This is a genomic window from Shinella sp. Sh6 (assembly GCF_055392685.1).
The window spans coordinates 3,738,012-3,754,825 of record NZ_AP044005.1; the positions used below are offsets into that span (position 1 = coordinate 3,738,012).

The following is a 16,814-nucleotide window of genomic DNA, read 5'->3' on the forward strand; positions in this document are numbered from 1 at the left end:
GTTCAGGCTCCCTTGGTGGCGGCGACGTCGCTTGTCTTCGGCGAGAGCCCGAGGACGATGCGCGTGATGGCCGGGCGGAACATGTGCTCCAGCGCGCCGGCAAAGAGGATCACCAGGCCCTGGATGATGACGATCATGTCGCGCGAGATGGAGGGCATCTCGAAGGAGATTTCCGCGCCGCCCTGGTAGAGCATGCCGAAGAGGAGGGCGGCCGGGATGATGCCCGCCGGATGCGAGCGGCCCATCAGCGCCACGGCGATGCCGACGAAGCCGGCGCCCTGCACGAAATCGAGCTGCATGCGGAACTGCTCGCCCATGATCGGGTTCAGCGCCATCATGCCGGCGAGCGCGCCGGAGAGCATCATGGTGATGATGATGATCTTCGCTTCCTTGATGCCGGCATAGCGGGCGGCGGCGGGGCTGTGGCCCATGGTGCGCATCTCGTAGCCGAGCTTGGTGCGCCAGATCAGCACCCAGACGCCGAAGGAGACGAGAAGCGCCAGCAGGAAGGAGATGTTGAACGGCGCCGAGCCGACGGAAAGGCCGAAGATCGACATCAGCCAGTCGAGCTTGGGAAGCTGCCCGCCCGCATCGAAGGTGCGGGTTTCGAGCGACATGGAGCCGAGCGGCTTGAACACCTTGTTGAGCAGGTAGTTCATGAGGCTGGCGGCGATGAAGTTGAACATGATCGTCGTGATGACGATATGGCTGCCGCGCTTGGCCTGCAGCCAGCCGGGAATGAGCGCCCAGAGCGCGCCGAAGAACGAGGCGCCGACGATGGCGATCGGGAAGACGAGATACCAGGGCAGCGTCCGGTCGAACGCAAGGCAGGCGAGCGCCACGCCGATGCCGCCGATATAGGCCTGCCCCTCCGTGCCGATGTTGAAGAGGCCGCAATGGAAGGCGACCGCGACGGAAAGGCCGGTGAAGATGAAGGTCGTCGTATAGTAGAGCGTGAAGCCGATATATTCGCCGCGCCCGAAGGCGCCGTTGATCATGTGGTAGGCGGCTTCCAGCGGGCTTTCGCCGACGATGAGCACGACGAGGCCGGAGATCAGGAAGGCAACGATAAGGTTGACGAGCGGGATCAGGCCGTATTCGGCCCAGGCCGGCAGTTTCGCATAGGGTACGCTCATTCCGCGGCCTCCTTCGGGCCTTCCACGCCGGCCATCAGCAGGCCGAGTTCACCTTCGGATGCATCGGGCGTGCGCTCGCCGACGATGCGGCCGGCGAACATGACGAGGATGCGGTCCGACAGCGCGCGGATCTCGTCGAGCTCCACCGAGACGAGCAGCACCGCCTTGCCCTGGTCGCGCATCTCGATGATGCGCTTGTGAATGAATTCGATGGCCCCGACGTCGACGCCGCGCGTTGGCTGGCCGATGATCAGCACCTCGGGGCCGCGCTCCATTTCGCGCGCCAGAACGATCTTCTGCTGGTTGCCGCCGGAGAAGTTGGCGGTTTTCAGCCGCGGGTTCGGTGGGCGGATGTCGTAGGCGGCGATCTTCTCTTCCGCGTCGGCGCGGATCGCGTCGACGTCGAGCAGGAAGCCCTTCCGGTATTTCGGATCGTCGTGATAGCCGAGGATGGCGTTCTCGCTCTCGTCGAACTTCAGGACGAGGCCGACATGGTGGCGATCCTCCGGCACATGGGCAAGGCCGCGCTTGCGCAGCGCCGCCGGGTCGGCATCGCCCGTCACGTCGATTGCGCTGCCGGAAAGCAGCACGGTGCCCGAAGCCGCCCGGCGGATGCCGGAGATCGCCTCCAGCAGTTCCGACTGGCCGTTGCCGGCAACCCCGGCGATGCCGACGATCTCGCCGGCGCGGATATCGAAGGAGACGTCGTCCACCATCGTCACGCCGCGGCTGTCGCGGACCGTGAGGTTGCGGACGGAAAGCTTGACGTCGGCGGGCTTCGCCTCGCCTTTTTCCACGCGCAGCAGCACGCGGCGGCCGACCATCAGCTCGGCCAGCTCCTCCACCGAGGTCTCCTTTGTCGTGCGCGTCGCCACCATCTCGCCGCGGCGCATGACGGAGACCTCGTCGGTGATCGCCATGATCTCGCGCAGCTTGTGGGTGATGAGGATGACGGTCTTTCCCTGCTCCTTGAGCTGCTGGAGGATGCGGAAGAGGTGATCGGCCTCCGCCGGCGTCAGGACGCCCGTCGGCTCGTCGAGGATGAGGATATCGGCCTTGCGGTAGAGGGCTTTCAGGATCTCCACGCGCTGCTGGATGCCGACCGGCAGCTCCTCGATAACGGCGTCCGGATCGACCTCCAGCGCATATTCCTTTTCGAGCCGCTTCAGTTCCGCGCGCGCCTTGGTGATGCCGGCATTGAGGATCTGGCTTTCCTCCGCGCCCAGCATGATGTTCTCCAGCACGGTGAAGTTCTCGACCAGCATGAAGTGCTGGTGGACCATGCCGATGCCGGCGGCGATCGCCGCGTTCGGATCGCGGATGTCGACCTTGCTGCCGTCGATCAGGATGTCGCCGTGGTCGGCCTGGTAAAAGCCGTAGAGGATCGACATGAGGGTGGATTTGCCGGCGCCGTTCTCGCCGATGATGCCGTGAATGGTGCCCTTGCGGACCTTCAGGTTGATGTTCCGGTTGGCGTGGACGAGGCCGAAGCTCTTGTCGATGCCCTTCAGTTCGATTGCCAATTCGCTCATGACGATCCGCTCTTACGGGGATTTGGGGCCGAAGGGCCGCGCTTCCGGCCTATCGGCTCGTAGTCTTGTTGCTTCCGCCGCTCTTGTCCAGCCCGATTGCGGGCAGGGTCCCGCGCCGCTATAGCTCGTGCCGCCGCCTCTGACCGGCAAGGAGGACCATGCCCATGCCCGACCGTTCCGAAGAAACCCAGGCCGAGCGCATCGCCCGTCTGGAGGAGCATGTCGCCCATCAGGCCAACACGATCGAGGAGCTTTCCGACCAGCTCGCCGAGCAATGGCGCGTGGTCGAGCAGCTTCGCACAAAGCTCGACCGGCTGACGGAACGGTTCCTCGTGCTGGAAGAAGGGTCGCTGGAAGCCCCGGCCGTCACCCGTCCCCCGCACTATTGAGGCCATGAGACGGAATCGGCCCGCCTGCTTGCGCAGACGGGCCGGTGATCTGGCCGATGCCGCTTAGTAGGGGCAGGTCTCGTCCGACATGTAGTCGTGGACCTGCACCGTGCCGGCGATGATGTCGGCGCGCGCCTTGTCGATGGCGGCCTTCATTTCGGGGGTGATGAGCGGGGCGTTGTTCTCGTCCATGGCGACGTCGACGCCGCCTTCCTTGAGGCCGAGCACGTTGATGCCGGGCTTGAACGTGTCGTTCTTGGCCGACATGAAGGCGTCGTAGACGGCGACGTCGACGCGCTTGACCATCGAGGTCAGCACCTTGCCGGGCTGCAGGCCGTTCTGGTTGGAATCGACGCCGATGCCGAGCTTGCCCGCGTCGGCCGCGGCCTGCAGGACGCCGACGCCCGTGCCGCCCGCGGCATGGTAGACGACGTCGGAGCCCTGGTCGAACTGCGACTTGGCGATCTCGCCGCCCTTGACCGGGTCGTTCCAGGCGTCCGGCGTCGTGCCCGTGTAGGCTTCGAGCACGTTATAGTCCGGGCCGAGCGACTTGGCGCCGCCGATATAGCCGCAGGCGAACTTGTGGATCAGCGGAATGTCCATGCCGCCGACGAAGGAGACGGTCTTCGTCTTGGAGGCCATGCCGGCGAGGATGCCGGCGAGCCACGAGCCTTCCTCTTCCTTGAAGACGACCGAGCGGACGTTCGGCTTGTCGAGCACCATGTCGATGATGGCGAACTTGGTGTCCGGATATTCCGCGGCGACCTTCTCGAGCGCTGCGGACCAGGAGAAGCCGGCCATCACGATGGGGTTGTTGCCGTCGCCGGCAAAGCGGCGCAGCGCCTGCTCGCGCTGGGCGTCGTTGGCGATTTCGAAGTCGCGGTATTCGATGCCGGTCTCGGTCTTGAACTTTTCCGCGCCGTTGAAGGCTGCCTCGTTGAACGACTTGTCGAACTTGCCGCCGAGGTCGTAGATGATGGCCGGCTTGATGTCCGCGGCGAGCGCGCTGGCCGACATCGCAGCGGTGGCAAGAAGGGTGAGAAGGGTTTTCTTCATTGTGCAGCCCTGTTCGCTATTGATCTTATAGGGACCTTCCGGGCGGCGCGTGAAACAGCGCGCACGGAGCCACCGACCCCTTTCCCTCGGGTCAGGCTGGCGGCATCCTTGCACGGCTGCCGGAAAAATTCACCAGAAATTTTTCAGTTGGTAAAAAATATGGCCGCTGCGGGCAAAGGGTTTTCCCCTTCCGCTGCAGCGGCCATAACCTCTTGGAATAACGGCGCTATCAGCCGATGGCGCAGGAAACGCCCGTGCCGCGCAGGCCGCAATAGCCGCCCGGATTCTTGGCGAGATACTGCTGGTGCGCCTCCTCGGCGAAGTAGAACGGACCGGCCTCGGCGATCTCCGTCGTGATGCGGTCCGTGCGCCCGGCCGCCGTCAGCGCCGCCTGGTAGGCGTCGCGCACGCGGCGCGCCGTCTCAAGGTCGCCCGCGTCCCCGGCATAGATCGCCGAGCGGTAGGTCGTGCCGATATCGTTGCCCTGGCGCATGCCCTGCGTCGGGTCGTGCGCCTCGAAGAAGGCCTTCAGTAGGGTTTCGAGCGAGACCTTTGCCGGATCGTAGACGACGAGCACGACTTCGGCGTGGCCGGTGAGCCCCGTCGTCGTCTCGTGATAGGTGGGGTTCGGCGTGAAGCCGCCGGAATAGCCCGATGCCGTCACCCAGACGCCGGGGATCTGCCAGAGCAGCCGCTCGGCGCCCCAGAAGCAGCCCATGCCGAGGAGCACCGTGCGGTAGCCCGCCGGATAGGGCCCCTTCAGCGGATGGCCGTTCACGAAATGGGTTTCGGATGTCGCAATGGGCTCGTGGCGGCCGGGCAGGGCTGCCTCGGGCGCGGGCATGGCGGTCTTCTTGTTGAACATGTCGATCAGGAACATTCTGGCCTCCCTGGCCGAACTTGGAGAAACGGGCTTTACGCGGTGAAGCGGCCCGCGACGGGCGGCCGCCTGTAGGCGATCACCCAGAAGAACAGCGAAACGATAAGCAGCACGGCGAAGGCCGGCTGCGAAAGCACCCACATGGCCGCCGGATCCCACGCATAGGGAAAGTTGCGCATGATGCTGTCGGCGACGAGGGCGATCGTATCGGGGCTCGCCGTGCTCCAGGCGACGGCAAGCGGCGTCAGCACCGGCTCGGAAGCCGAGACCGACTGGATCGCATCGATCGTGCCGGCCATGATGGCGACGACGAGGGCGAAAAGGCTGATGGCCTTGAGGACGAACCGTATCATCGCGCCCTCCCGGCGCAGCCCGCGAGCGGCAATTCCGCCCCGCTTTCTTCCTGCCTATAGATAGGAAGACGGCCGGCCTTGCGCAATCCTTCGCCGCAGCGCGGGAAATCCTTCAAGTTTCTGTCAGAAAGCGGTTGATCCCGCTGCAAACCTCGGTATATATCGCGCCGTCTCGCCGGAATGGAAACAGGAAAGCGATCCGCGCCGGACTGACCGCCGGCAGCGAGCGGACGGACAGGTGGCCGAGTGGTTGAAGGCGCACGCCTGGAACGCGTGTATAGGGGAAACTCTATCGAGGGTTCGAATCCCTCTCTGTCCGCCATCCCTTCCCAAATCATTGATTTTTAGAGCAGGCCGTCAGCTCGACAGGCGCGGAGATTTTACTGTCTTGAGGAAGAGCGCCTTCATGGCCGCCTCGATGCCCTCGGTGGGGCTGACCTCGAAATAGAGGCCGTCGCTGGCGCATTCCTTCATCTTCGTGCCGATCTCGTTCTGGAAGGGCGAGATCCAGGTATTGTACCAATCGTTGGTGGGGAGCGGCAGGTAGGTCGTATAGAGAACCGCGATGCGGATGCCGCGTTGCTTCAGGGCGTCGCAGTATTTCGTGTCGATCGGCTCCTGGCAGCGGTTGCCGGTCAGCTTCTTCGTGCAGCCCTTTGCCTTCTCGCTGTCACCCACCCCGTCGGCGACGAAGAAGACGACCTTTTCCCGGCTCGCCGTGCTGCTGCCGTCGCCCGGATCGTCGATCTCGCCGCCGATCTTGGTGAGCGCATCGTCGAAACTGGTCTGCTGGTCGTTGTTGTAGCCCTGCTTGGGGATGCTCATGAGCTTGATGTTCGCCGTCGCCTTCTTCAGCGTATTGAGGTCCGACGTCAGCTTGGAGACCGTGAAGAGCTTCACGTCCGTCGCCGCCTCGCCGAACGTGTAGGCGGCGATGCGGAACTGGTTGGCGTATTTCTGCGTGGCGACGGCCTCGTCCATGAGGGCCGCCGTCGCCTTCGCCACCACGTCGATGCGAATGGTCGCGCCGATCTTCCGGGCGAGGTTGTAGTAGCTGTTCTTGTCGTCGACGCCGTTGTTGACGATATGGCAGGCGAAGGCGCACTTGTCGGAGGTCGCCGCCACCATCTTGGCGACGTCGCCCGGCGTTGCGCCCACGCCCATCGAGGGCGTGTTGTCGAGCAGCATGTAGAAGTCGGTGAAGCTCTCCGTCTGGTAGACGGCCGTCGCCGTGCCGCTCACCGTGATCGCGTCGTGGCCGATGATCCGCAGGAAGGTCGTCGGCACGGCGGCGGAGAAATGCACCGCGGACGACAGGTTGTTGCCCTTCTTGTTCACCGTGACGGCAACGTCCACCGGCGCCTGGAGAAAGGAATCGCTGCTCTGGGAAAGGAAAAGCTCGCGCCCGTCGGCGTTCGCGACCGGGACGTCGCCGTCCGCCGACATCTTGATCGCCGCCGCAACGCCCTTCGACTGCTCGGTGATCGCCCCGAGGGCGGCGGAATCGGCCGCGTCCATCAGTTGCGAGCGGATGCGCAGGGCATTGGTGAAATCGATCGCCATGCCCGCGCAGCCGAGGAGCGGCACCATGATGAGCGCAGTGAGAATCCCGAAATTCCCCTGCCTGTCGGATAGAATGCGGCGTGGCTGCAACGTCGTTTCCCCAATGCCCCGTCTTTGAAGCGGAGCATCGCATGAGGAAATGAACAATTAGTAATACTAATCCGGCCGCTTCGCACCCCGTCAGGAAACGACGGCGCGGTCGGTGACGCGGCGCCAGTTCGTGCCGTCGCTGAAGGCGAGGACGGCGCCGCCCGAAGCGTCTGTGACGTGGATGATCTGCCCCGCCCCGGCGCCGGCGGGCGGCAGGGCGGCGACCGTGTAGCCGGCGACCCGCACGGGCCCGGCGACATCGAGCCTGCAGACCGGCGTCGCGCTCAAGCCGACACCGAGGTTGCCGGTCGCCGCGTCCGCCCGCATGACTTCGGTAAAGGTGCCGCCGTCGGAGGAGACCTTGACGGTGAGATTGTCCTCGCCGACGAGGCCGATCTCGGCGCGGCCGGAAAAGCCGGTCTGGAGCAGGAGCGAGGCGGTGTTGCCGGTGCCCGCCTTGTTGATGACCTTGCGGGCGTCGCCGCTGCCGGGCGTGACGTCGTCATGGCTGAGAAGCTCGGCATTCGCCTTGACGGCCAGCCGGTTGTTCGCGTCCGCGCCGGTGTTGATGCCGAGGGAGGGCACGTTGTCGCCCGAAAGCGGGATCGTCCGCCAGGCCGCGCCGTCGAACAGCAGGAACCGGCCGGTATCCATCGCATAGGCAAGGAAGCCGGCGGCCGGCGGGATGGCCGCGAAGGCGCCGTCCTGGAAGACAGCGATATGGGTTTCGGCAAGGATGTCCCAGGCGGGGCCGGACCGGCCGGCGGGCAGGATATAGGCGTCACCCTCCGCCGGCGTGCCCGGTTCCTCGGTCGTCGTCGCGGACTTCACCGCGCATTGCACCACGGCGTCGAGCCGGCGCAGGCTCTCGTTGACGGTGACGTGCTTCTGGGCCTGCGATGGCATCACATAGCCAAGGCCGATGCGCGGCGAAACTTCTGTCATGTTCCTGATCCTCGATGACGTTGCGCGATGTCGCGGACTCTAGCATCGAGGGGAAAGGCGGGGACGAAGGGGGAAATTCCCGCCGTCAGGCGAGCCAGGCCGGCAGGCGTGGCGGCACGCGGCCGGTCAGCGCCGCCTCCACGCAGTCGGCAAGGTTGCCGAAGCGCACGGTGCGGCCGGAAAGGCCCGGGCCGTAATGGGCGTATTTGCCGGAATTGGTGATGAGCGCCCGCGTCTTCGTCGGGAAGACGGGCTCGGAGATCGAGCACCAGCAGAGGTCCGGCAGCACCTCGACGCCGCTTTCCCGCAGCCGGGCAAGGACGTCGCCGGCTTCGGCCATGACGTCGCGGCCGGCGGTGACGATCACCGTGACGTCCCCGTGCCGTTTGCGGCCGGCAAGCGCGTCGGCGAAGGCGCGGCATTCGGAGGCCGAGGCATGCGGGCTGCCGATGGCGACGAGCTCGACCTGTTCGGGGCCGTCGTTGAACATCGTCCAGACGTCGATCATGTCGGCGCGGGTGATTGTCGCACGGTCGGCATCCGGCGCGGCGGCGCCCTCGGCCTCGGGCGTCACGCCCTCGATATGCAGCATCGGTGCGGCCGAGGTGGTGCCGAAGGCGGCGCAAAGGGCCTTGAGGTCGTCCCGCGTCGGTTTCGCATCGGCAAGGCCGGTGAGGAGGGGGATGCGGTCCGGCGCGGCGCGGCCGGCGAGATAGCCGACCAGCGGCCAGAAGGCGTCGTCGACATTCTCGGGGAGCTCCACCGCGATGACGCGGCTCGCCTTGCGGTGTTCGGCAAGATAGACGCCGGAGAGCGGCCCGCGGCCGGTGAGCGCGATGCAGAGGTCGAGGAAGTCCGGGTGCTTGGCCGTGCGCGCGCCGAGCACGGTATTGGCGAAGATCACGGCATTGGATTCGGCCCAGGCGATCGCCTCGCCCGCCTTCGGCGCGCTGTCGAGCAGGTAGGGCGAGCAGGTGAAGGTCGGCCGGCAGCCCATGCGCACATAGGCGTCGGCAAGCCGGGCGGCCGGATCGCCGAAGTCGTGCGGCACGCCCTGCCTTTCCCAGTTGGCGCGGTCGACGGAAATGGCGTTCATCGTGGTCGGCACGCGTACCTTCGCGCCCATGTCCGCCATCTTTTCCGCAAAAGTCAGGTTGGCGGGGCTGGCATAGATGCAGCCATCGATATGGCCCTGCACCACGTCGACGAGCTTTTTTGCGCCCTGCTGGGCGGCCATGGCGGTCGTGATACGCATGGCGAGCTGCACGACGATGCCGTCGCGGCCCTCCAGCATGGCGCGGTCGTCGTCGGTGAGGTCGAGCGCGGCGGTGGCGGGCGGGGAAACGGGGATCGTCAGGCCGTCGGCCTCGATGGCCGTGTCGCCTATCCTTGCCGACTTCGCCCGACAGAGCGCGTCGAAGGCATCGTGGGAGAGGCGCAGCACCGGCAGCGACTTGCCGAACATCTCGGCGGCGATGAGCGCGCCGAGGGTCAGCACGTCCTCCGCCTCGCTGAAGATGAGGGCCGCGGGCGCGCGGCCGGTCAGCGCGAGGTCGAGCAGCACGCCGGAGCCCGTGCAGGAACCGCGGCTCGACGGCATCATCAGGATGCCGCCGGTGATCGTTCTGCCGTGCAGCGGATGGTGCACGTCGATGACCTTGCCGGTCGCCGGATCGACCCCGCCCCAGAAGCTCAGCGCCTCTCCCGCCGCGATGATCGGGCCGGCGGCGGTGCCGGCGAGGATGCTGCGGGCGGAAAGGTCGGCCATGGGACGGCTCCTAGAAGCGTTGCGGGGAGAAGGGGGCGATGTCGATGCTCGTCGGCTGCCCCGTCAGGAGCTCGGCGACGAGACGGGCGGTGCCGGCCGACTGAGTGAGGCCGAGATGGCCGTGACCGAAGGCGTAGACGACGTTCGCCGTCGCGCGGGCGCGGCCGATGGCCGGCAGGCTGTCGGGCATGGAGGGGCGGAAGCCCATCCACTGTACGCCGCCGTCCGGCTTCAGGCCGGGCAGGAAGCGCCGCGCCTTCTCCAGCATGGCTTCCGACCGGCGGAAGTTCGGCGGTAGCTTCAGTCCGCCGAGCTCCACCGCGCCGCCAACGCGGATGCCGGTCGAAAGCCGGGTGACGACGAAGCCGTGGCCGCCGAAGGTGACCTGCGTGCGCAGGTCGAAGGCGTCCGCCGGCAGCGTCGTGTTGTAGCCGCGCTCGGTCTCGAGCGGGATGTTTTCGCCAAGGCCGCGCGCAAGAAGGTGCGAGAAGGCGCCGGCCGCCAGCACGACCCGCTCCACGCGCCGAACGCGGCCGTCCGCGGTGGCGATCTCCACGCCGCCGTCGACGGCTTTCAGGCCGGAGACCTCGGCGCGCTCGATCACGCCGCCCCTGGCACGGAAATGATCGGCGAGCGCCAGCGTGTAGAGCTTCGGGTCGGCGATGGAATACCAGCCGGGCGTGAAGGTGCCGTGCGTGAAGCGCGGCGCGAGGCCGGGTTGGATCTCCGCCATCCCGGCGGCGTCCATGTGGCGGAATTCGATGCCGTGTTCCGCGCGGGCCTTCCAGCCGGGCAGCGAGGCGTCGAGCTCGGCCTGGCTCTCGTAGACCTGGAGATTGCCTTCCTTGCGCAGCATGGACGCCGTGCCGGTCTCAGTGAGGAACGGTTCGAGCGCGGCCTTGGAAAGGTCCATCAGCGCCGTCTGCGCGGCGGTGGAATGGGTGACGCGGCCTGCCGAGCAGGCGCGCCAGAAGCGGAACATCCACGGCGCGATCTGCATGGCATAGGACGGCGGTATGCTGAGCGGCCCGAGCGGGTCGAGCAGCCATTTCGGCGCTTTCCTCAGGATGCCGGGCGAGGCGAGCGGCAGGATGTCGGTGAAGGCGAAGGCGCCGGCATTGCCGGCGGAGGCGCCCGCGGCGGGGGCCTCGCGTTCGAGGACGGTGACGGCAAGGCCGCGCGCCTCAAGCGCGATGGCGGCCGACAGGCCGACCACGCCGGCGCCGATGACGACGACGCCGGGTTCGATTTCGGTTTTCATGTTGGCCTCAGTGCGTTGCGGCGAGGAAGGTCTGGAGCTCGGGGTCCTTCGGCGCGTCGAACAGCTCTTCCGGCGGGGCGATCTCGGCCATCACGCCCTTGTGGAAGAAGGCGACGCGGTCGGAGACCTCGCGGGCGAACTTCATTTCGTGCGTCACGCAGATCATCGTCATGCCCTCGGAGGCGAGCATGCGCAGCGTGTCGAGCACTTCGCCGACGAGCTGCGGGTCGAGCGCCGAGGTCACCTCGTCGAAGAGCATGTAGGCCGGCGACATGGCGAGCGCGCGGGCGATCGCCATGCGCTGCTGCTGGCCGCCGGACATGCGGCTCGGATAGACCTTGAGCTTGTCGGCGAGCCCGACATGGCTGAGCTGTTTGACGGCCATCGCCTCGGCCTCGGCCTTCGACTGGCCGAGCACCTTGACCGGCGCCAGCATGACGTTTTCCAGCACGGTCAGGTGCGGGAAGGCATTGAACTGCTGGAAGACGATGCCGAGCTTGCGGCGCAGCTTGTTGAGGTCCGTGCCCTTGGCATGGACGTCGGTGCCGTCGACGACGATGCGGCCGGCGTCGATGGTCTCCAGCCCGTTGATGCAGGTCAGCAGCGTCGACTTGCCCGAGCCCGAGCCGCCGATGATGGTCAGCACCTCGCCCTTCTTCACGGTGAGGTTGATCCCCTTGAGGACTTCGAGCTGGCCGAAGGATTTGCGGACGTTTTCGATCTCAATCATTGGGGGACCACCGTTTTTCGAGATACCCGCCAAGCCGGGCGACTGGGAAGGAGATGATGAAGTAGATGGCGCCGCAGATGATGAGGATGAACAGCGGCTCCTGAAGGCGCGTGACGAGGATCTGCGAGGCGCGCAGCAGCTCGATGAGGCCGAGCCAGAGCACGAGCGCCGAATCCTTCATGACGCCGAGCGTCAGGCCGATCCAGGCGGGCAGCGAGACGCGCGTGGCGAGCGGGGCCACGATGTAGCGCATGTCCTGCCACCAGGTGAGGCCCAGCGAGCGGGCGGCGCGGCGCGTCGTCGCCGGCACGGAGGAGATGCCGCCGCGCACGATCTCGGTGCAATAGGCTGCCGTATAGAGCGACAGCACGACGCAGGACGTGGTGAAGGGCGGCCAGCCGAGCTTGAAGATCGACTGCGCCGCATTGCCGAGCACGAGCTGGATGAGCAGCGGCACGGAGCGGAAGACGTCGAGCAGGAAGGTCAGCGGGATCGACCAGTAGGGACCGGCCTGGTTGCGGATGACGCCGAAGACGATGCCGAGGATGGTGCCCGCGATGACGGAGACGGCGGTGACGGCGAGCGTCATGGCCGCGCCCTGCGCGAGGAAGCCGAGATCGGCCAGGGTGAGGGAGGTGTCGAACATGGCTTACCCCTCTCAGTAGCGGAACATGCGCGCGGCGAAGAGGCGCGCGATGAGCGTCACGGCCTTGGCGATGAGATAGTAGATCACCGCCGCGATCGCGAAGAATTCGAAGGTGCGGAAGGAACGGGCGTTCAGCTCCTGCGTGACGCCGGCAAGGTCGGTGTTCATGCCGACGGTGACGCCGAGCGAGGTCATCAGGATCGCCCAGACCATCTGGTTGGTGGCCGGCAGGAAGGCGACGCGCAGCATCTGCGGCAGCACGATGTAGCGGAAGGCCTGCAGCGGCGTCATGCCGAGCGAACGGCCGGCGCGCGTCTGCGTGTCCGGGATTGCCTTCAGCGCGCCGCGGAAGTTCTCCGCAAGATAGCCGGCATTGTTGAAGGCGATGCCGACGAGCAGCGCCGTATAGGGGCTGAGGTGGATGCCGAAATTGCCGAGGCCGAAATGGGCCATGTAGATCTGGAAGAGCGCCGGCGTGTTGCGCGCGATCTCGACCCAGCCCGTGGCGAAGCCGCTCAAGGCTCGGTTGCCGGACAGGCGGAAGAGCGTCAGCGCCAGGGCGACCGCAAGGCCGACGACCATGGACAGGATCGCGATCTGCAGCGTGACCAGAGCGCCGTCCAGCATCTGCGGCAGCGCCTTGAACGCCTGGTTCCAGTGGAAGGAATAACTGATCATTGCCGTCTCACCCTTCGGAAACGATCAGCGGCGCGGGAGATCGTCCCGCGCCGCCGGGAAGCGGCAGATTAGCGATAAACGCCGTTGACGGACAGGGACGGGAGGTCGCCGCCGACCCACTTCTCGTAGAGCTCGGCGTAGCGGCCGGTGCGGACCTGCTGGTTGATGAAGAGGTTCAGGTAGTTGATGAGGCCGTACTCTTCGCGGTTGGTGAAGAGCGAGACGTAGTCGATGTCGTAAGGAGCCATGCCGACGACGGAGATGCCGGCGAACTTGCCGCTCTTGACGTTGGACTGGGCAACCGTCGAGGTCGAGACGGTGGCGTCGATCTGGCCCTGGCTGAGCGCGAGGAAGACGTCGGCCTGGGTCTGGTACGGACGGAATTCCCCGGCGCCCCATTCCTTGACCGATTTTTCGAGCGCGATGGCCTCGAACGTGCCGGCGGTAGCGCCGACGGTCTTGCCCTTCATGTCCTCGAAGGACTTGATGCCCGACTTGTCGTTGGCGGTGACGGCCATCTGGAAGGCGAAGTAGGGGATCGTCATGCCGACGGTCTTGGCGCGTTCCAGCGTGTCGGAGGTCGAGGCGACGCCGACGTCGACGCGGCCGGACATCAGGGCCGGGATGCGTTCCGGGAAGGGCGTTTCGACGATTTCGGCCGTGACGCCGAGCGCCTTGGCGAGGTCGTTGCAGTAATCGACGTCGAAGCCGATCGGGTTGTTGTTCTCGTCGCGCGAGCCCATCGGCGGGAAGTCGAGGACGACGGCGCAGCGCAGCGTGCCGGACGAGATGATGTCGTCCAGCTTGTCGGCCTTGGCCGGGCTGGTCAAAGCGGTGGCGGCAACGAGGCCGAAGGCGAGGACCGAGGTCTTCTTCATAACTCTCTCCCTGGGTTGGTCTGTCGATCCACGCGGGCGGAGGTCCGTCCTGCGCCAGAGGCGTAAATCTCCTCTAAAATACAAGTAATATACAAAAAGTATATAGCTGCGGCGAGAAAATGTGCGGAGCATGGCCGTTCCGTGACGGCCGCGCTCCGCAGGGGACAGACCCTTGACTTAGTTGAGGAAATCCTCCGGCAGCAGGCCTTCCGGCATGTTCTGGTAGGAGACCGGGCGCAGGAAGCGGCGGATCGACATGGTGCCGACGCTCGTCGCGCCGAAATTGGTCGAGGCCGGGTAGGGGCCGCCGTGAACCATGGAATCCACCACTTCGACGCCCGTCGGGAAGCCGTTGACCAGCACGCGGCCGGCCTTGCGCTCCAGCACCGGGCGCAGGCGTTTTGCGTCCTCGAGGTCGCCGGCATCCATGTGGATCGTCGCCGTCAGCTGGCCCTCGAAGTTGCGGGCGAGCTTTTCCATCTCGTCCACCGAGGAGACGCGCACGACGAGGCCGAGCGGGCCGAAGACCTCTTCGGAGAGCGCATGGTCGGCGAGGAACTGTTCGCCGGAGATCTCGAAGAGGTTCGGCAGCGCCTCGCGGCCTGAGGACTGCGTCGTCAGCAGCGGCTTGACCGTGTTGCGGCTCTCGAAGCGCGCCTGGCCGTCGTGATAGGCCTTGGCGATGCCGTCGGTCAGCATGGTCTGCGGGCCGACCTTGGAGAGCGCCTCCACGGCGGCGGCCGTGAAGCGGTCGGCATCCGCGCCGTCCGTGACGACGGCGATGCCCGGATTGGTGCAGAACTGGCCGGCGCCCATGGTGAGCGAGCCCGCCCAGCCCTGGCCGAGGCCTTCTGCGCGGGCCTTCATGGCTTCCGGCAGCAGGAACATCGGGTTGACCGAGCCGAGCTCGCCGAAGAACGGGATCGGTTCCGGACGGGCGGCGCACAGGTTGAAGAGGGCGCGGCCGCCGGCAAGCGAGCCGGTGAAGCCCACGGCCTTGATCAGCGGATGCTGCACGACGGCTTCGCCGACCTGGCGGTTGCCGCCCTGGATCAGCGAGAAGACGCCCGGATGCACGCCGGTCTTTTCGATGGCGGCAAGGACCGCCTCGGCGACGATCTCGCCGGTGCCCGGATGGGCGGAATGCCCCTTGACGACGACGGGGCAGCCGGCGGCAAGCGCCGCGGCGGTGTCGCCGCCGGCCGTCGAGAAGGCGAGCGGGAAGTTGGAGGCGCCGAAGACGGCGACCGGGCCGATCGGCCGCTGGATCAGGCGGATTTCTGGGCGCGGCGCCGGCTGGCGGTCCGGCTGGGCGGCGTCGAAGCGGCGGTCGAGGAAGTCGCCCTTCTCGATATGGTCGGCGAAGAGGCGGAGCTGGCCGGTCGTGCGGCCGCGCTCGCCCTGGAGGCGCGCGACGGGAAGGCCGGTCTCCTGCGTGCCGATCTCGGTGATGGCCTCGGCGCGGGCCTCGATCTCGTCGGCGATGGCGCGCAGGAAGGCGGCGCGCGTCGCGCGGGAGGAATAGCCGTAGCTGAGGAAGGCTTCCTCTGCGGCCTCCGCGGCGCGGTTCACCAGCTCGACCGTGCCGACGGCGAAGGCATGTGCCGGGCCATGGGCGGGAGAGGAGGTGAACGTGCCGTTGCCGTCCAGCCATTGACCGGCGACGAGGTGTTTACCGTTGGGAGTGAAAGCCATTTGACGTACCTTTCTCGGGGGATAGGGATTCGCCCGGCAGGAGAGGCGGGCGAATTGCACTTGTCGAAATCTTGTATACTCTATGTATGCAATTGTTCAATCGCCAACCTGCCGTGGTCGGCCAACCTGACGAGACGAAAATGACGCAAAGCTCCACCCTGACGATTGACGCCCTTCATGCGCGTGTCGAAGCGATCTTCCTGAAGGCCGGCCTCAATGCGGTGCAGGCCGGAGCGCTTGCCCGCGTCATTGTCGCCGGTGAGCGTGACGCCTGCAAGTCTCACGGGATCTATCGTATCGAGGGTGCGCTGCGCACCGTCAAGGCCGGCAAGGTCAGGCCGGACGCGGTGCCGGTGCTCGACCGCAACGAAGGTTCGGCCATCGTCAAGGTCGATGCGGCGGGCGGCTTTGCCAACCCGGCCTTCGAGCTTGGCGTTCCGGTGCTTGCCGAACGCGCCCGCACGCTCGGCATCGCCGCCCTCGTCATCAACGACTGCACGCATTTCTCGGCGCTCTGGCCGGAGGTGGAGGCGGTGACGAAGGAAGGCCTTGCCGCCCTCGCCATGTGCCCGAGCTATGCGACGGTCGCGCCCACCGGCGGCAGCAAGCCGCTGCTCGGCACCAATCCCTTCGCCTTCGGCTGGCCGCGCAAGGGGGCCGCGCCCTATGTCTTCGACTTCGCCACCTCCGTCGCCGCGCGCGGCGAGATCGAGCTGCACCGCCGCGCCGGCAAGCAGCTTCCCGAGGGCTGGGCGATCGACGCCGACGGCAACCCGACCACCGATCCGGAAGCAGCGCTTGCCGGCGCCATGCTGCCCTTTGGCGGCCACAAGGGCTCGGCCATCGGCACGATGATCGAGCTTCTCGCCGGCATCATGATCGGCGACCTGACGAGCCCGGAAGTGCTCGACTATCTCGGCACGACGACGCTCGCCCCCTTCCACGGCGAGCTCATCATCGCCATGTCGCCGGAAGCCTTCGCCAAGGGCCGCCCGGGCGATCCCTTCGCCCGCGCCGAGGTTCTCTTCGAGGCCATCGTCGGCGGCGGCGCACGCCTGCCCTCCCAGCGCCGCTTCGCCGCCCGCGGCAAGTCGGAAGCCGAGGGCGTCACGCTGACCGCCGCCGAGGTGGAGCAGCTCGACCGCCTGCTGGACAGGGGCCTCGACGCAGTCAACTGACTGCGGCCCGGCCTCACCCCGCTCTCGGCGTTATCT

The 16,814-nt window shown here is 66.6% G+C and carries 16 protein-coding genes and 1 tRNA gene; 3 read left to right on the forward strand and 14 right to left on the reverse strand.

Annotated features, from left to right (window positions below; all coding sequences use genetic code 11):
- Positions 1-2 precede the first annotated feature (2 nt).
- Both ACZ5TO_RS17855 and ACZ5TO_RS17860 read right to left on the reverse strand, forming a co-directional pair.
- Entirely contained in the window at positions 3-1,136 is a 1,134-nt protein-coding gene (locus ACZ5TO_RS17855; protein WP_464799042.1) for an ABC transporter permease, read from the reverse strand.
- Positions 1,133-2,668 (reverse strand): ABC transporter ATP-binding protein, encoded by a 1,536-nt coding sequence (locus ACZ5TO_RS17860; protein WP_464799043.1) that lies wholly within the window; start codon positions 2,666-2,668, stop codon positions 1,133-1,135. The genes ACZ5TO_RS17855 and ACZ5TO_RS17860 overlap by 4 nt, the downstream gene beginning before the upstream one ends.
- Positions 2,669-2,832: 164 nt before the next feature.
- On the opposite strand from ACZ5TO_RS17860, the gene ACZ5TO_RS17865 reads away from it, so the two are divergent.
- Entirely contained in the window at positions 2,833-3,057 is a 225-nt protein-coding gene (locus ACZ5TO_RS17865; protein ID WP_184144455.1) for a SlyX family protein, read from the forward strand.
- A gap of 63 nt (positions 3,058-3,120) precedes the next feature.
- Here the strand turns inward: ACZ5TO_RS17865 and ACZ5TO_RS17870 are convergent, their stop codons facing one another.
- The 3 genes from ACZ5TO_RS17870 to ACZ5TO_RS17880 form a co-directional block, all read right to left on the reverse strand.
- On the reverse strand, positions 3,121-4,113 hold the full coding sequence (locus ACZ5TO_RS17870; protein WP_184144456.1) for a BMP family lipoprotein: 993 nt from the start codon (positions 4,111-4,113) through the stop codon (positions 3,121-3,123).
- A 229-nt stretch (positions 4,114-4,342) separates the two neighbouring features.
- On the reverse strand, positions 4,343-4,993 hold the full coding sequence (gene msrA, locus ACZ5TO_RS17875) for a peptide-methionine (S)-S-oxide reductase MsrA (protein ID WP_184144457.1): 651 nt from the start codon (positions 4,991-4,993) through the stop codon (positions 4,343-4,345).
- Positions 4,994-5,028: 35 nt separating this feature from the next.
- Positions 5,029-5,346, reverse strand: coding sequence for a hypothetical protein (locus tag ACZ5TO_RS17880; protein ID WP_210308749.1), 318 nt, complete (start codon positions 5,344-5,346; stop codon positions 5,029-5,031).
- Between the two features lie 232 nt (positions 5,347-5,578).
- Between ACZ5TO_RS17880 and ACZ5TO_RS17885 the strand changes: the two genes are divergently transcribed.
- Positions 5,579-5,668: transfer RNA gene (locus ACZ5TO_RS17885), tRNA-Ser, on the forward strand.
- A 35-nt stretch (positions 5,669-5,703) separates the two neighbouring features.
- Here the strand turns inward: ACZ5TO_RS17885 and ACZ5TO_RS17890 are convergent.
- The 9 genes from ACZ5TO_RS17890 to ACZ5TO_RS17930 form a co-directional block, all read right to left on the reverse strand.
- Complete coding sequence (locus ACZ5TO_RS17890; protein WP_464800420.1) at positions 5,704-6,936, reverse strand: TadE/TadG family type IV pilus assembly protein; 1,233 nt, start codon at positions 6,934-6,936, stop codon at positions 5,704-5,706.
- A gap of 153 nt (positions 6,937-7,089) precedes the next feature.
- Positions 7,090-7,944 carry a DUF2793 domain-containing protein gene (locus ACZ5TO_RS17895; RefSeq protein WP_464799044.1) on the reverse strand — a complete coding sequence of 285 codons (855 nt, stop codon included), beginning with the start codon at positions 7,942-7,944 and terminating at the stop codon, positions 7,090-7,092.
- An 85-nt stretch (positions 7,945-8,029) separates the two neighbouring features.
- Complete coding sequence (gene lhpI, locus ACZ5TO_RS17900) at positions 8,030-9,712, reverse strand: cis-3-hydroxy-L-proline dehydratase (protein WP_464799045.1); 1,683 nt, start codon at positions 9,710-9,712, stop codon at positions 8,030-8,032.
- Positions 9,713-9,722: 10 nt separating this feature from the next.
- On the reverse strand, positions 9,723-10,973 hold the full coding sequence (locus tag ACZ5TO_RS17905) for an NAD(P)/FAD-dependent oxidoreductase (protein ID WP_464799046.1): 1,251 nt from the start codon (positions 10,971-10,973) through the stop codon (positions 9,723-9,725).
- 7 nt (positions 10,974-10,980) lie between these two features.
- Complete coding sequence (locus ACZ5TO_RS17910) at positions 10,981-11,703, reverse strand: amino acid ABC transporter ATP-binding protein (RefSeq protein ID WP_184144461.1); 723 nt, start codon at positions 11,701-11,703, stop codon at positions 10,981-10,983.
- Complete coding sequence (locus ACZ5TO_RS17915) at positions 11,696-12,349, reverse strand: amino acid ABC transporter permease (protein ID WP_184144462.1); 654 nt, start codon at positions 12,347-12,349, stop codon at positions 11,696-11,698. Before ACZ5TO_RS17915 ends, ACZ5TO_RS17910 begins: the two co-directional genes overlap by 8 nt.
- Positions 12,350-12,361: 12 nt before the next feature.
- On the reverse strand, positions 12,362-13,027 hold the full coding sequence (locus tag ACZ5TO_RS17920; protein WP_184144463.1) for an amino acid ABC transporter permease: 666 nt from the start codon (positions 13,025-13,027) through the stop codon (positions 12,362-12,364).
- A 68-nt stretch (positions 13,028-13,095) separates the two neighbouring features.
- Entirely contained in the window at positions 13,096-13,905 is an 810-nt protein-coding gene (locus ACZ5TO_RS17925; protein ID WP_184144464.1) for an ABC transporter substrate-binding protein, read from the reverse strand.
- Positions 13,906-14,082: 177 nt separating this feature from the next.
- Positions 14,083-15,600, reverse strand: coding sequence for an aldehyde dehydrogenase (NADP(+)) (locus ACZ5TO_RS17930; protein ID WP_464799047.1), 1,518 nt, complete (start codon positions 15,598-15,600; stop codon positions 14,083-14,085).
- A gap of 140 nt (positions 15,601-15,740) precedes the next feature.
- On the opposite strand from ACZ5TO_RS17930, the gene ACZ5TO_RS17935 reads away from it, so the two are divergent.
- Positions 15,741-16,778, forward strand: coding sequence for an Ldh family oxidoreductase (locus ACZ5TO_RS17935; protein WP_464799048.1), 1,038 nt, complete (start codon positions 15,741-15,743; stop codon positions 16,776-16,778).
- Positions 16,779-16,814: the final 36 nt, after the last annotated feature.